Raw genomic sequence first — 12,960 nt, 5'->3', positions numbered from 1 at the left:
GCTTGCGCGCAACGCCCTGCCCGTCACGCTGCTCCACCCATCGCCGGGCGGCCCCGCGGAGCTCCTCCTTGACGTCGCGTTCCGGCGGCACCGCTTGCGATAAGGTGCTCAATTTCCGGATGGGTATAACCGAGCCGAGCCAGCCATCGCTCTGTGTCCGCACCGAGCGACGGAGGGAGTGCGGGGACAGGAAACGCCTCATCCAGCCGAAAACCAGGGCGCGTAATGCGTAATGGTAGTTCGCCAGCCCTGCCCAGCGGCAGCGCCTCGATAAAGCCGCGCTCCAGCAACTGCGGCTCGCGCAAAATTTGCGGAACGGTCAGCACACAGCCGGCGGGGACGCCGGCGGCATTCAACAGTACCTCCCACTCCTCCGCAGGCCTGCAGCTCAAGGCCGCATTCAACTCATCGCTAAGCGCCCCGCGGTTCAGTTTACGTGCTTCGCGCTTAGCGAAGCGCGGATCTGTCTTCAGATCCGGCCGGCCGATCAGATCGCAAAGGATCCGGTAGTGTTTCTGCTCATTGGCGGCTATATTCAGCGGGCCGGTTGCGGTACGGAACGTGCCGGAGGGTGCGGCCGTGAAATTCTCGTTCCCCATCGGCCGCGGCTCGACTCCGCCGTTCAGGTGATTGGAAACCACCCATCCCATAGCTGCGATTGTCGCTTCGAGCAGCGACACGTCGATGAACCGGCCCCTGCCCATTTGCTGCTGCTCGACGAGTGCCGCGGAGATGGCAAAGGCGGCCGTTAGCCCGGCGATGGTGTCAGAGATCGGGAAGCCGGTCCGCAGCGGAGCCGTGGCTGCATCACCGGTAATACTCATCGCGCCGGAAAGGCCCTGGACGATCTGGTCGTAGGCCGGGCGGGCGGACCAAGGACCGTTTTGCCCAAAGCCTGAGATCGCACAATATATGAGCCGTGGGTTGCGCTTGCACAACGCGTCAAAACCTAGACCAAGTCGCTCCATGACCTTGGGCCGGAAGTTTTCGAGAAGGACGTCGGCCTTGGACACCAGCCTGAAAAACACTTCTCTTCCCGCTTCTGACTTCAGATCGAGCGCCACCGACTGCTTACCGGCGTTCACGGCGACGAAGGAGAGGCCCTGAAGGCGCTCTGCCCTTTGCGGATCGGCGCCAAGGCGCCGCGCGAGATCGCCTCCATTGGAGTTTTCGATCTTGATGACCTCCGAGCCGAGGCGCGCGAGATGGTAGCCGCAGAACGGGCCTGCCAATACGTTCGACAGGTCGAGGACACGGATACCGGTGAGCGGCAGGGACATCTGACGAAGCCTTCTTTGCGGTATCTTCGGCCGCTGCGGTTGCTACTGCAGTTGCTGGGTCGCACGCTCGGCGAAGCGATTGGTGAAGTTTTTGGCTGAAGTCGATAGGATCGTCTCGACCAGCGTTATTCCAACATCGCCCCGGAAATTCGGCGTCGACGTCCACTCCCTCATCCTGCCGACGACAAGGGTCGACGGCCCCGGAAACAAGAAGGCGTCGATGATGCCTGATCGCACCCCGAGCTCCGAGATCGGGACAAGAGCGACAAATATGGCGCCTTGCGCGACAACGAGTTTAGTTCGGCCGGCATAGCTCTTCTCCACTTTAGCGCCAGGTAGCGAGCAGATTTCGAGATAGAGCGCGACGAACTCGTCCGTGGTCTGCAGCGCGGAGACGTCCCGGCGATCAGGCAGCGCCTTCCTGAGCTCGCCGACCATCCCGCTTGCAGGCCCCGCGGACATCACGCCGACTTGGTCAGCCTGCGTGATCGCCTCATCGAGATCATGGGTGATGAAGATCAACGAGCGGCGCCCGGCCTGCCGGAGCAGGATGCGGTGCATCAGCCGGCGCGTGTGAACGTCGAGGGCCGAGAAGCGCTCGTCCAGAAGAAATACTCTCGGCTCCGTGATGAGCGTCTGCATCGCCGCGCGCTTGCGTTGCCCGCCTGATAGCTGATGCGGATAACGCTGCTCAAACCCCGTCACGCCGAACCGAGCCTCGGCGCGCGCCTCCTTGACTGACTTGCCCTGAAGGACGAGCCGGAGCCCAATGTTGTCCTGCGCGATCTTCCACGGCATTAGGCCCGCCTGTTGGAGCATGTAGCCGGGCTGATCATTCAGTTTCGTGAGCGGCTTGCGGAAGATCTGAACGTCTCCGAGGCGTGTTTGAAGAGGCCTGTGACAGTGTTCAGGATGGTGGACTTGCCGCAATGGGTTGGACCCACCACCGCAACGAACTCCGCGTCGCCTACCTGGACGTTCATGCTTTTGACTGCGATGAATGCGCCGAAGCGGATCATTACCTCGCGCAAGTCAACGGCCAGCGTTGGTGGCGTTCCATTGTCTCGCATTTCAGAACTCGTTCTGTTATGTGCACTCATAGTCCTGCGTGTGAAAAAGGTCAATCTGTTCTGGCAAACAGAACTATCTTCCTCCAAATTTGATAGCCTCTAGCACCTCAATTTTACGGTGGTTCTACTGTTCAGAACTTGGAGTAAGGATGAGCAAGATAGGAGTTGACGCCGTCAGGAGAGCGCTCGCGATTCTGAAAAGTTTCGACCCGGAGCAGTCTGCGATGACGCTGACGCAGATTGCCGAGATGACAGACCTCTACAAGAGCACAGTGCTCCGATTGGCCTCTTCCTTGGAAGCTGATGGCTTTCTCGTCCGCGGCGCGGACCGGTTGTTTCGACCAGGACCGGAATTGTGGCGTCTTGGGGCGCTCTATCAGCGCGGTCTGGATCTTGGCGAAGTCATCCGGCCATCCCTTCGGCGTCTGGTTGAGGCAACGGGAGAAACTGGATCGTTTTATGTTGCAGATGGCGACGAACGCATCTGTCTTTACCGCGTCAATTCTCCACGTTCAGTTCGACATCATCTCGAAGAAGGCCAGCGATTGCCAATTGATTGCGGCGCCGCCGGTCGAATTCTCACTGCATTCCGCGAGCCAACGAACGTAGAAGGGAAGAAGATCCGCGATAGAGGCTTTTATGTTTCGATCGGAGAGCGGGATCCGGAGGCCGCCGCGGCGGCCGTGCCGTTGATGGACGTACACGGCAACCTGAGGGGTGCCCTTTCGCTATCAGCGATCAAGACGCGCTTCGATGCCAAAGCCCGCAAGGTGGCAATCGGGGCTCTCAAATCGGAAGCCAAGGCCTTAGCGGGGTTACTGCCCGCAAGCGAATACTGATCTTTGAGGGCATCTGCTTCGCGCCATTTTGTAAAGAAGCAGACGCGGCTTCGGCAAAGGCTGGCAATGTCTTATGGCGCAGCATGAGGCAATTAGGCATTTCCCGACTGTTCAGAGGCGGAGCAGCCACATTGAACGATCGACAACAGAGATGATGGAGGCGAATGGCATTCACATGCGATTCGATGCGCCCGCCACGCTTCGCAAATGGCCCTCCATAAACAACAAACGACGTGCAGACAGAAGCTCCTATCAGCTGGCGGAAGGCACGCTGGACGACTGCATACGAGAGTTTATGACGAAGCCTGAGGACACACGTCATCTTTACGAGATCCACACAGCGCCACAGCCTCCGCTCGTAACGGAAATCTTGTTAGCCGATCACATCACGGAACTCGCCAGATTCCGAAGCTTTCTCTGATCGGGATGTTCCTGTCGGCACGTCTGGACCAGGCGAAGGTCAGCCTCAAATCGGTGAGTCTCAGATCAGGGACAACAATTCCGCTTCGCCCTCGAAAGCAGAGCTGTACGTCAGTGCCGCCTTCGTCCTTGAGACCGGCTAGCCGGAGCACTGGCTCTTATTCAAAGCACATGCAGCTGCCCGCTGGGCGTCTTGTGCCGACGTCCCAGCCACGAACTGTCCCGTCCGCGCGGTGGGCCCTCTGAGTGCCGTCTTCCCATCGCCATGATGGTGGTGCCCATCGCGAGGAGCTGAGGGTGATGATGACGCCGTAGAGGCCTTGCCATGCCTGCTGAGTCCGCCCGATTGATCAACCGAATCGAACGCTCGGCGACCTCCAGTGCCGTCAGCTTAGTCAGCGGCTTGAGCCAAATCGCGCTGGTCGTTCGCAACTGGAGTGAGATCGCGCGATCTGCCAAAGGGCGACGTTGCGCCTGGGATCTTCGTCATCAAATCAGCGTTGTTGCGCCAAAGGGCGATGCGCAAACCACCGACGTTCGGCCAACCAAAACGTCACGCCACGCGCAAGTTCTACAAAGCGGCGATCGACAGTAAGCTCGCTCGGTAATAGCAGGCAGTTCCTGACAATGATGTCGCCACAAATCATAAAGGCGATAAAGCAGGCCGCTTTGGAGGACGACCGCGCCGCGTGGGATGTAATGGAGGAAGCCGTGACACAACAGCTGGAGCGACGAAAGTCCAAATAAGGGGCGCTTGCGAGCGACCGCAAATGTCTCTCCCACGCTTGAATAGTTAGAGCCCGTCTTTCATAGCGGTTTCATTCCAGTTTCGAGTCCTGCCTGGATCGCCCTTGCGGTTTAGGTTGTTGGTCCAAGTTAAGAACGACTCGCTCGGGCTATAATAGCGATTTGATTCAGGGCTTTAAGAACGAGTCGATTTCGTAAATTCGATGCCTATCAGGGGAAATCGGCGGCCGGGCTCGGAGCCAAACATTAACGCCGCTAAGATTTTGCCGTAAGGCAGATAATAGGTTTCGCGGTGATCGCAAGCGATCGATGACCGCAGGCTGTTAACAATTGTCAGCACCACGATCGGCGCTGCTGCTGGTGCTGACGATGATGATGCCGGTGGCGATGATCGTCTCATGCTCGCTCTGTGTCGATCAACACGCCGATGAGCAGCGGCATCATGCTGATCATCGGCGTAGCGTCGGCCGATGATCGGCGCTTCTTATGCTACTTTGAGCCTTGTGCTGCCGGAGCCCGCGCCTTACGACGACAGATCTGAAGGGAAGCTGCAGGGTCGACTAGACGCTCGACTGCCCACTTTCGCTCCCGACCGGAGTTCCGATCCAATTGATGGATCAGGCGCTACTGATCGCCGGCGGCGCCACCGATGATGATGATCGTCTGGTGCCGGCCACCATGATCGTAATGCCAGCATCTCGATCGTGCCGGTGATGATCGTCAGCCTGCCATCTTACGGGCTATTAACCACCAACCGCAGGGAAGATCGACTGCCTGGTCCTCGAATGTAACGCGGATCACGGCCCTTTTGGGCCGGCCGAAACTGCGTCCGGATCAATCTGGTCCGGATCGACCTCGGCAAAGATAGGCTCTTCGCCGAACGGGCGGTTGATGATAGCGAGAGCTTCGGGAGCGCCGTAGATTCGATTGCGCGCGTATCCGGTCCTCTCTTGCAGAATGCCGGCTTCTTGCAATTGCGCGATGCCCTGATTTATCTGTGCAGGCGAGATATCGAGCAGTTGGCCGAGCCGCTTCGCAGTCACGACCGGATAGTTATGAAGCTCATCCAAGGCTCGCATGGCCGCAGATCCCTTTCGGAATTTTCGGCGCTGCCTCCAGCGCTCGGACAATTCCGAAAGTGCCGTCCGGGTTCGGATGAGTTCTTCGACGGTACCGGTCACGGCGTCGGCCATGAAGGTGATGATGGGCTCCCAGTCGAGCCGTTGTTGAGCATCCTTAAGCGAAGCGTAGTACGCACTCTTTTTGCTTTCGATGTAAGGCGAAAGGTACAGAGGCACATGCTTCTCCGCCGCCATCATGAGTGGAAGTAGAAGGCGACCGACACGTCCGTTGCCGTCGCGAAAGGGGTGCACTGCCTCGAAATGGGTGTGCGCGATCGCCATGCGCGTGATGAATCCTTGCGTCATCTGCTGCATCCCCTCGTTCCGTAGGTAATCGACCGTTTGGGCGAGGCAGGCGGGGACGTCGGCAGGAGGGGGAGGATTCAAACTAGAATATGCGATGTCTTTGTTTCCGCCGATCCACACAACGCGCGTGCGGAGGTCGCCGGGAACGTCCTGGTAGTCGGGGTCATCCTTCATCACGGCGTGATGGAGATCCTTGATCAGGTCCATCGTGAAGACGCTGTAGCCGTCCTTGGCGGCTCTCGGGATGAATCCGTCCAAGGCAACGGCGTAGTTGCGGACTTGGCGCGCTTCGTCCCGGGCGCCGTCGTCACCCGACTCTTCGACGGAAAGCAGTTCGTCAAGAGTACTCTGGGTGCCCTCAATCGACGAGGAACTGACTGCCTCGCGTCTGGTAAGGACCCGACTGACGATGTAGGGGTCCTTCATCTGGGCCGCGATGGCATCGACCTTGCCGAAGGCCGCTTGAGCGGCGTCCAAGGCCTTCGTCGCTCCTCCAACGAAGACGCCGTCCTCCGGGGGGGCAGGCGGGACGATCCCGTAATGGGAGTCGTAGGGCGGCGGTAGCCTTTTAAGGCTCTCGCGGATTCGGCCGGGCTATGTTCCCTATATGTTCCATTAACGAAGGCTATTGCAAGCGGCAACGTGCCTGCCGTCCCCCTCAGTGCTCCAGGATCCTACCCATCGCTGGGGTGCAGCACCCCTTCGCACCTCGGCCGTCCTGAAGGCCACCTGCAAGCTGGCCATGGTCATGACGTGCACGTCAGGTTCGTTGCGACGCGCGGCATGTACCCGTACGATGACCGGCGAGAGACGTATGAACGACCACCCTTCTGCGCACTTGCATCTGCCGACGAAAAGCCCCGCCTTTGGTGCGCCTCGAGTTGACAGTATTTTGGCGCAGCCTGAGTCCTTGAAAGGCGCGGAATGCTCTCACCGGTTGAACTCTTCGGCAACTATTCGCCCGATCAAGAAGGCGCCGGCTCGACGCCGTGATCGGTAAAACATGCCGCTCGAAATCCGAAAAACCAGTCCTACCATTTTACCGCGGCCTCCGCGGGGATTCGATCTTCTTTGCCGGAGCTACACACGCGTCTGGTGAGGATCGGCGGATGGTCAGCGCAAAGTCTTAGCGATTGCCGTGGCCGTGCCAACGAACTGCCCGTTCTGAAGTGCCCACTGCTTCTGAGCGAGCGCCTCCGGTACGAAGTCCTGAAACTTGCCTGAGCGAACGTTCTTCACGAAAGCTGCGACGTCCATAGGGTCGAGCGCGGACATGCAGCCGAATTTCTCCAGAATGGGCACCATCTGCGCCGGCGTGGTCTCGGGCACGGTCACTCCCAAATCGTGGACACCGCACTCCAAGCCGGCCATTCCGAGCGCAGCGCTGAAGACGGCCGTGGTCTGCGAGCCCCTCCAGACGAAGAGGTGGAGGTCGCGCTCTTCCTGAATGAGGGAGCGCCGATCGAGGTCGAGCGCCCGAAAGGTATCGCGCCCTTCGGCCAACAGTTCTTGGGCTGCCTTGTCCAGGTATTCCGGAACATCGTTGTCGAGGTAGACCGCCCTCATCTCGGCCAACAATCGGTCGTGCGCGGCCTCACCGTGAGACGGCTCGAACCGCGGCACCATGCCTCCCGGATGCGGAGCGACCGACAGGACCTTTCCGGCCTCGTCGACCTCGAGAACGATCCACCGTTGCCCGGCGAAGACCACCAGGCTGTCCTTGTGAACCGGGAACGAGATCGGGAGAGTGCCGAGCGTGCGCCCGGCCGCGGTGAGCCGCCATTCCTCCGAAGTCTCGAACACAGCGAAGAAATCGCGCGACTGCACGATCTTCTCGCCCTCCGAACCGAGCATCAGGACGCCGTCTGGCGCCTGTTCGATCATCCGGACCTCACCGGATCCCAGATGACGCAGCAGCTGCGCGAAGTCCGCCCTATCGATCGAGTTGAACGGTCCCGGCCCGCACAGCAGATCGAACAACGGCTTCGGACGGATGCCGCCCCGTTCGGCGATGACGGACAGAACTTGATGGATCAGCGTGGAGGTCGTTTCGGGGCTGGGCGCAGCAGGCTCGACGAACCCAGCCAGCAGCAAGCGGACGACAGCCACTGACCGGATAGTATTCGGACGCAATTGGTCGAGGATCCCCGACTTGACGTCGACGTAGGGCTCGCGAACGTACACGCGTAGGATCGACGGGGTCCCGCGCCGCCGACCAGTTCGGCCGAGACGCTGTCGCAGCGACGAAAGAGAGCGAGGCGCGCCGACCTGGGCGACCGATTTGACGGAGCCGATGTCGACGCCAAGCTCGAGGGTGGACGTACATACCGCCGTCGTCGGCAGACTGCCGTCCTTCAGCCGAATCTCGAGATCCTCTCGGAGAACCTTCGAAAGACTGCCGTGATGAGGATAGAACTCATTCGAAACGCCCGCTTTCTCGCATCGACGCCTAAGACGGTCGGCGGCCGACTCCACGGTTCGCCGAGACCCGCCGAAGACCAGATTGTTCGTGCCGCGCAAGGTCGAAAATAGATGGTCACAGATCGCGTCCAGCGCGATGCGCTTAGGCGCTTGAGCGTCTTGGCTGGCTCCTTCCGCATGATCGGGATCGTCGAGATCCGGCGGCTCGACGTAGCCACGTATCTGGAGCCGCAACTCCGGAGAATCCGCCTTCGCGACCAGAAGGTCGACATTTTGCGGAGCCGACGGACGAAGCCAGGCCGTAGCTTGGGTCAGATCACCGATGGTAGCCGACAATCCGACTCTGCGGGCTGGCTTCTGAGCCATCGCGTCGATGCGCTTCAGGAGGCTGGCCACATGCAGTCCGCGCGGACCCTGCAGGAATGCGTGGAGTTCGTCGACCACGATAAAGTCTGCCGACGCAAAAAGGCGATGCGCATCGCCCGGGCGCCGCGTCAACATCGCCTCGATCGATTCAGGCGTAATCAGCGCGATACCCGAAGGCTTCGCGATGGCCTTCCGCTTTTCCGCCTGAGAGGCGTCCCCATGCCATTTGACGACAGGGATCTCCATCGCTTCGCAGAGTTCATCCAGCCGCCGGAATTGGTCGTTGATCAACGCCTTCAGAGGGCTGACGTAGATTGCAGAGAATCCGCCACCCTTCCTATCCGTGATCAAAGTCAGGATGGGCAGGAACGCCGCCTCCGTCTTTCCGGCGGCGGTCGCAGCAGCGATTACGACGTCCCCCGCCCCGTCGAGAATGGTGCCGATGGAGCGTGCCTGGATTTCGCGAAGTTCATCCCAGCCTTGGTCGCGTATCCAACGTCTGATCTTTGGATGAAGCCGATCGAAGGCCCCTTCAGTTGCCGATACGGAGACTGGTGAGCTCATCGCCCTCCCCTCCCGCGGACTGCGTCGTTTCCTCCGTGACGGCGATATCGGGCGCATCGGGCGCAATCTGGATCCCGCCGATCAGGTCCTGCCAGCGTGCGCCTGGGTTCTGTTCAAGAACGGCGAGCATCTGCACGAACGCGCGGACGGTGGTGCGTGGCGTCCGGAAATACGCCTCTCCGATGCGGCGATTGCAGTGATCCATGAACGCGGTCAAGGCCTCGTCCGGCACCAGGAACTTCGCGGAGTCACCGCTAGCAAAGACGTTCCTGATGTTGGAGAGAAGCACGAGGAGATCTTCCGGCGTGAGGCTCTGCAGTCGGATGACCGGACCGCTATAGTCGACCAGCCCGTTCACCGCGAAGCGGTTTTCGGACAAACGCGATTGAAGCGCTTCGTAACTGTACAGGCCGCGCCGCGTGTCGAGGAGGAATTCCGGCGTCCCGCACATCATGAAGCCGATGCCGGTGGTATTGCCCTGCAGGGCGTCGTTCACGATGCGAAGGATTTCCTCGAAGTTCTGATTGCGGGCCTGGGAATTCTGCAGCTTGTAGATGTTGACCATCTCGTCGAACATCACGATCAGGCCGGCATATCCTGCCAACCGCGTCAGACAGGCGAGGGATTTCAGCGAGTCGTAGACGTTATCATCGTCGATGATGGTCCGCACCCCAAGCGCCTGGCGGGCTTCCGTCTTGGTCGAGAACTCCCCGCGGAGCCACCTCAGGGCCGAAGTTTTCAACGACTCGTCGGAATGTTCGCTGCCGCGCCAATAAGCCTTCAGCACGACGGCGAAATCGTATCCCCCGACGAAATCCTGAATGGGAGCGAGCTTCTGATCGATCACGGTCTCCACCGAAAGCTGCCGATCGGCGGCCTCCTTAACGGAGTCCGTGACCAGCCTTTCTATTAGCGCACCCAGCGCGCCGCCGTCCGGCTTCGTGCGAGTGGCCATATTGCGAATAGCCTCTGAGTACAGCGCCCGCGCCTGTCCGCCGCCCGCGTGGATGCGTCTATCCGGTGCAAGATCGGCGTGGACGGTGACGCACTTCCGCTCCAACGCGATGAGACGGATCAGGTTCGCGAAGAACGTCTTGCCGGCACCGTATTCGCCGATAATGAAGCGAACGCCCGCGCCGCCGTCGGAGATTCGTTCGATGTCGCGAACCAGCGCGGTGATCTCCGCCGCGCGGCCGACCTGGATGTGCGGCAGCCCTATGCGTGGCACCACGCCGGCGGCGAGCGCCTGGATGATGGTGTCCCGATCCTTCGCTTTGATCGGGCGTGCAGTGGATGGATTCATGCCGCTTCTCTCAGTTCAGCCAGCCTGTTGCGCAGGTGCTCTACCATGACGACGTACTCGCCGTCCTCGATGATTGCCTCTTCGAATCGGTCAAAGGCCCAATCGTTGATCCGTTCGATGGCCCCGTCCGGCAGCAGCTTGAGGTCCTTCGCGCGCTGCTCGAACTCCGCCCTCGGCAGAGATCCCTTAATTTCGAGGAGCTCGACCAATTCGGCATGTGCGGCGTCGAGCCCATCGAGCGAGCCGGTCGTGCCGGAGACGGCAGGGGATGGTTCGGGCGGCGATGGCGCGTCTTCTTCGAAAATATTCGCTAGGAGCGCCGAAACCGTTTGGGTCTCGCGTTGCGTACGTGCAAGCCGGGCGGCATCTATGCGGATCGTCGATGCCGCCGCCGACTCCGCCTGCGCCTTGGCCATCTCGGCCGGAATGAGCGCCTTCTCCGAGACGGGGATCGGTACCTCCTCGGCACCGACTTCTTGTGAGATGGCGACGGGCTCGTCGGCAGGCTGGGTTGGACTTGCGCGATGCAAGGCGGAATACACCCGTTCGTTCGGAAGACCGAGCGCCTTATGGAGCCGCTCCAGAAAGCGCACTGCGCTCGGATCCACGTTCTCGTTGCCAGCGATGATCGCTAGTGCGGCATCGGCGATGATCGTGCGCTCCTCTGGGCTGCGCTCGCCCAGCTTGCGCATTACCCGCTCCTGCTTGGGCGGACTGTTGAACACAGTCGCTGCATAGGCGATCAGCCGTGCCTGCTCGATCGGGGACAGATCCGAGGCGTCTCGAACTCCTGCGACCACGCGCTTCAACTCGTCGGCCGAGGCATCGCCGTCAGCGGCCGCGGCCAACACGGCCACCTCGACCTGAGCCTTCACGGCTCTGTAGCTGGATCGCTCGGAATCGACCTTTCCGCCTCCATCGGCTTTGAAGATGATGACCTGATCCTCGAGTTGAGGGACGCCGCTCCCATAGCGGCGATCCGGCTCTATCGCGATGTCGATGCGGTCCAGAGCCGCGCCGAGCTGGTCGGCAAGCGTAGGCGTGACTTTCCCGTTCGCCGGCATGTCGAAGCCCGCCGCCTCCAGCATGTTGCGCATCTTCGTGCTGGCGCGTTTGTGTTCGCCCATCGAGCGGTGCATCTTCTGGCCAAAGAGGTGAATGCGGCCATCCGCAGGGTCTCGTTGCAGCGGCTCCGGCAACAAAAGTGCGGCCTGCATAGACTCGCGGGAGTCGGGACGCCGTCCGACGAAGCGACTGAAGCTGTCGAGTTCGTCCGTGCACTCCTGAACGATCCTCTTCAGATCGGCCCGCCCCCTTTCCGAAGTCTGGCAAATATCCGGATATCTCTCGTGACTACCCGGTACGGGAACTTCGAACGCGCCGCTCGCGGCCTTATAGCTGAGGCGGATGCTGCCCGTTGCTCGAAGCGCAAGTCCGCTGGGATAGCGCTCGTTGAACCGATAGCGGAAGAGCCGCTCGAATTCCTCGAAGCACCGGAATGCAGGCGTCCGAAGATAGACGTCCGGATTTGCAAGCGCCCACAGGAAGGCGTCGTGGGGGCCGAGCGCTCCATTCTGCTGAAGCGCCCGCCCGAGGTGCAGCCGGATCGCGACATCCACTTCCGAGGAGACTGTCCGCTCCGGGGAAGGAGTTGGCGGCGAGATCGGAATCCCGGCGGCTATTCTGGCATAGCTCAAAAAGCGCGTGGCGTAGCCACGGAAGGAGTTGTTGTCCGCGTAGACAGTCAGCAGCCGCTCCACTTCCTGAATGAGAGCAGGCAACGACGCAGGATTCGTCTCGATGAAGGCGCGGTGCTCCAGACCGTAGAAAAAAAGGAAAACATGCCCCACGCCGTAAGCTCGGCTGCTGCGCCCTTCGGCCATCCAGTTCAGGAAGGCGCGGCGGGCGGCAGGAGTGATGGCGGCATAGGACGGCCAATAGGGCATCGAACTTCCTTCGACGTCAGGCCGAGTTGCGCTCGCGGAGAGCTTCGGATTGATCGCGTACTGATCCGTCGAGCGCCGGTCGTCCAACTTCACGAAATCGCCCAGATAGAACAACCCGCCCGGGATCTGCGCGCCCTGCACGACCACAGTTTCCGAAGGATCAACCCACCGCGCTAGAGCCCGCTTTGCTGCCTGCCGGTTCATCTGCGCGGCGACTGAACCGTGGTCGCTCTGCGCGGGCAACGGCGGGGGAGCTTTGCCCGAAGACAGCGCCCGCGCCCCTATGGACCAGATCAGGAGTATTACCCCCACAACAATTGCAAACCCTGCGATAGCAGCGCCATTTTGCAGGACGAAGTGGTACGCCGCGCTCAGGGCCCAAAAAACGAGACCCAAAACGATCAATAGGCCCATTCCCGCCGAATTATTGCTGCGTCGCCCCATCGCTCAGCTTCGTGATAAATGCAGGCACCGATCCAATGGGCGCCGTTATTACAAGACCGTCCCATGGAGATGCCGATTGTCGCAAGCGCAATCGAGAAACTCCATTGCCGTTTCCACCTGTTTGAAGGCCTAT

Annotated in this window: 8 protein-coding genes; 1 reads left to right on the top strand and 7 read right to left on the bottom strand. The window is 60.6% G+C overall.

Annotated elements, in window-relative coordinates; genetic code table 11:
- Positions 1 to 23 precede the first annotated feature (23 nt).
- Genes CQ14_RS02765 through CQ14_RS48045 form a run of 3 tightly spaced genes read right to left on the bottom strand, consistent with a single transcriptional unit; the run spans position 24 to position 2,263 of the window.
- Complete coding sequence (locus CQ14_RS02765; protein ID WP_057856393.1) at positions 24 to 1,280, bottom strand: CaiB/BaiF CoA transferase family protein; 1,257 nt, start codon at positions 1,278 to 1,280, stop codon at positions 24 to 26.
- 42 nt (positions 1,281 to 1,322) lie between these two features.
- Complete coding sequence (locus CQ14_RS02760) at positions 1,323 to 2,099, bottom strand: ATP-binding cassette domain-containing protein (protein WP_283807183.1); 777 nt, start codon at positions 2,097 to 2,099, stop codon at positions 1,323 to 1,325.
- Positions 2,100 to 2,116: 17 nt separating this feature from the next.
- The gene (locus tag CQ14_RS48045) at positions 2,117 to 2,263 is read right to left on the bottom strand and encodes an ATP-binding cassette domain-containing protein (protein ID WP_283807187.1); all 147 of its coding nucleotides are present in this window, start codon (positions 2,261 to 2,263) and stop codon (positions 2,117 to 2,119) included.
- Positions 2,264 to 2,499: 236 nt separating this feature from the next.
- Between CQ14_RS48045 and CQ14_RS02755 the strand changes: the two genes are divergently transcribed.
- Positions 2,500 to 3,189, top strand: coding sequence for an IclR family transcriptional regulator (locus CQ14_RS02755; protein WP_057856392.1), 690 nt, complete (start codon positions 2,500 to 2,502; stop codon positions 3,187 to 3,189).
- Between the two features lie 1,964 nt (positions 3,190 to 5,153).
- On the opposite strand, the gene CQ14_RS02740 is transcribed toward CQ14_RS02755, so the two are convergent.
- From CQ14_RS02740 to CQ14_RS02725, 4 genes are all read right to left on the bottom strand, one after another.
- On the bottom strand, positions 5,154 to 6,260 hold the full coding sequence (locus CQ14_RS02740) for a Fic family protein (RefSeq protein WP_245320154.1): 1,107 nt from the start codon (positions 6,258 to 6,260) through the stop codon (positions 5,154 to 5,156).
- Between the two features lie 636 nt (positions 6,261 to 6,896).
- Positions 6,897 to 9,134 carry a DEAD/DEAH box helicase gene (locus CQ14_RS02735; protein WP_057856389.1) on the bottom strand — a complete coding sequence of 746 codons (2,238 nt, stop codon included), beginning with the start codon at positions 9,132 to 9,134 and terminating at the stop codon, positions 6,897 to 6,899.
- Positions 9,103 to 10,437 (bottom strand): ATP-binding protein, encoded by a 1,335-nt coding sequence (locus CQ14_RS02730; RefSeq protein ID WP_057856388.1) that lies wholly within the window; start codon positions 10,435 to 10,437, stop codon positions 9,103 to 9,105. Before CQ14_RS02730 ends, CQ14_RS02735 begins: the two co-directional genes overlap by 32 nt.
- The gene (locus CQ14_RS02725) at positions 10,434 to 12,827 is read right to left on the bottom strand and encodes a TerB N-terminal domain-containing protein (protein ID WP_057856387.1); all 2,394 of its coding nucleotides are present in this window, start codon (positions 12,825 to 12,827) and stop codon (positions 10,434 to 10,436) included. The genes CQ14_RS02730 and CQ14_RS02725 overlap by 4 nt, the downstream gene beginning before the upstream one ends.
- Positions 12,828 to 12,960 lie beyond the last annotated feature (133 nt).

The sequence above is a fragment of the Bradyrhizobium lablabi genome (genome assembly GCF_001440475.1).
GTDB classification, from domain to species: Bacteria; Pseudomonadota; Alphaproteobacteria; order Rhizobiales; family Xanthobacteraceae; genus Bradyrhizobium; species Bradyrhizobium lablabi.
The sequence above is the reverse complement of the archived record's forward strand: the minus strand, read 5'-3'. Positions and strand labels throughout refer to the sequence as shown.

Coding starts and splice junctions, on each gene's coding strand:
- CQ14_RS02765 (WP_057856393.1), bottom strand. CDS start 1,280: ATGTCCCTGCCGCTCACCGGTATCCGTGTCCTCGACCTGTCGAACGTA.
- CQ14_RS02760 (WP_283807183.1), bottom strand. CDS start 2,099: ATGCTCCAACAGGCGGGCCTAATGCCGTGGAAGATCGCGCAGGACAAC.
- CQ14_RS48045 (WP_283807187.1), bottom strand. CDS start 2,263: ATGAACGTCCAGGTAGGCGACGCGGAGTTCGTTGCGGTGGTGGGTCCA.
- CQ14_RS02755 (WP_057856392.1), top strand. CDS start 2,500: ATGAGCAAGATAGGAGTTGACGCCGTCAGGAGAGCGCTCGCGATTCTG.
- CQ14_RS02735 (WP_057856389.1), bottom strand. CDS start 9,134: ATGAGCTCACCAGTCTCCGTATCGGCAACTGAAGGGGCCTTCGATCGG.
- CQ14_RS02730 (WP_057856388.1), bottom strand. CDS start 10,437: ATGAATCCATCCACTGCACGCCCGATCAAAGCGAAGGATCGGGACACC.
- CQ14_RS02725 (WP_057856387.1), bottom strand. CDS start 12,827: ATGGGGCGACGCAGCAATAATTCGGCGGGAATGGGCCTATTGATCGTT.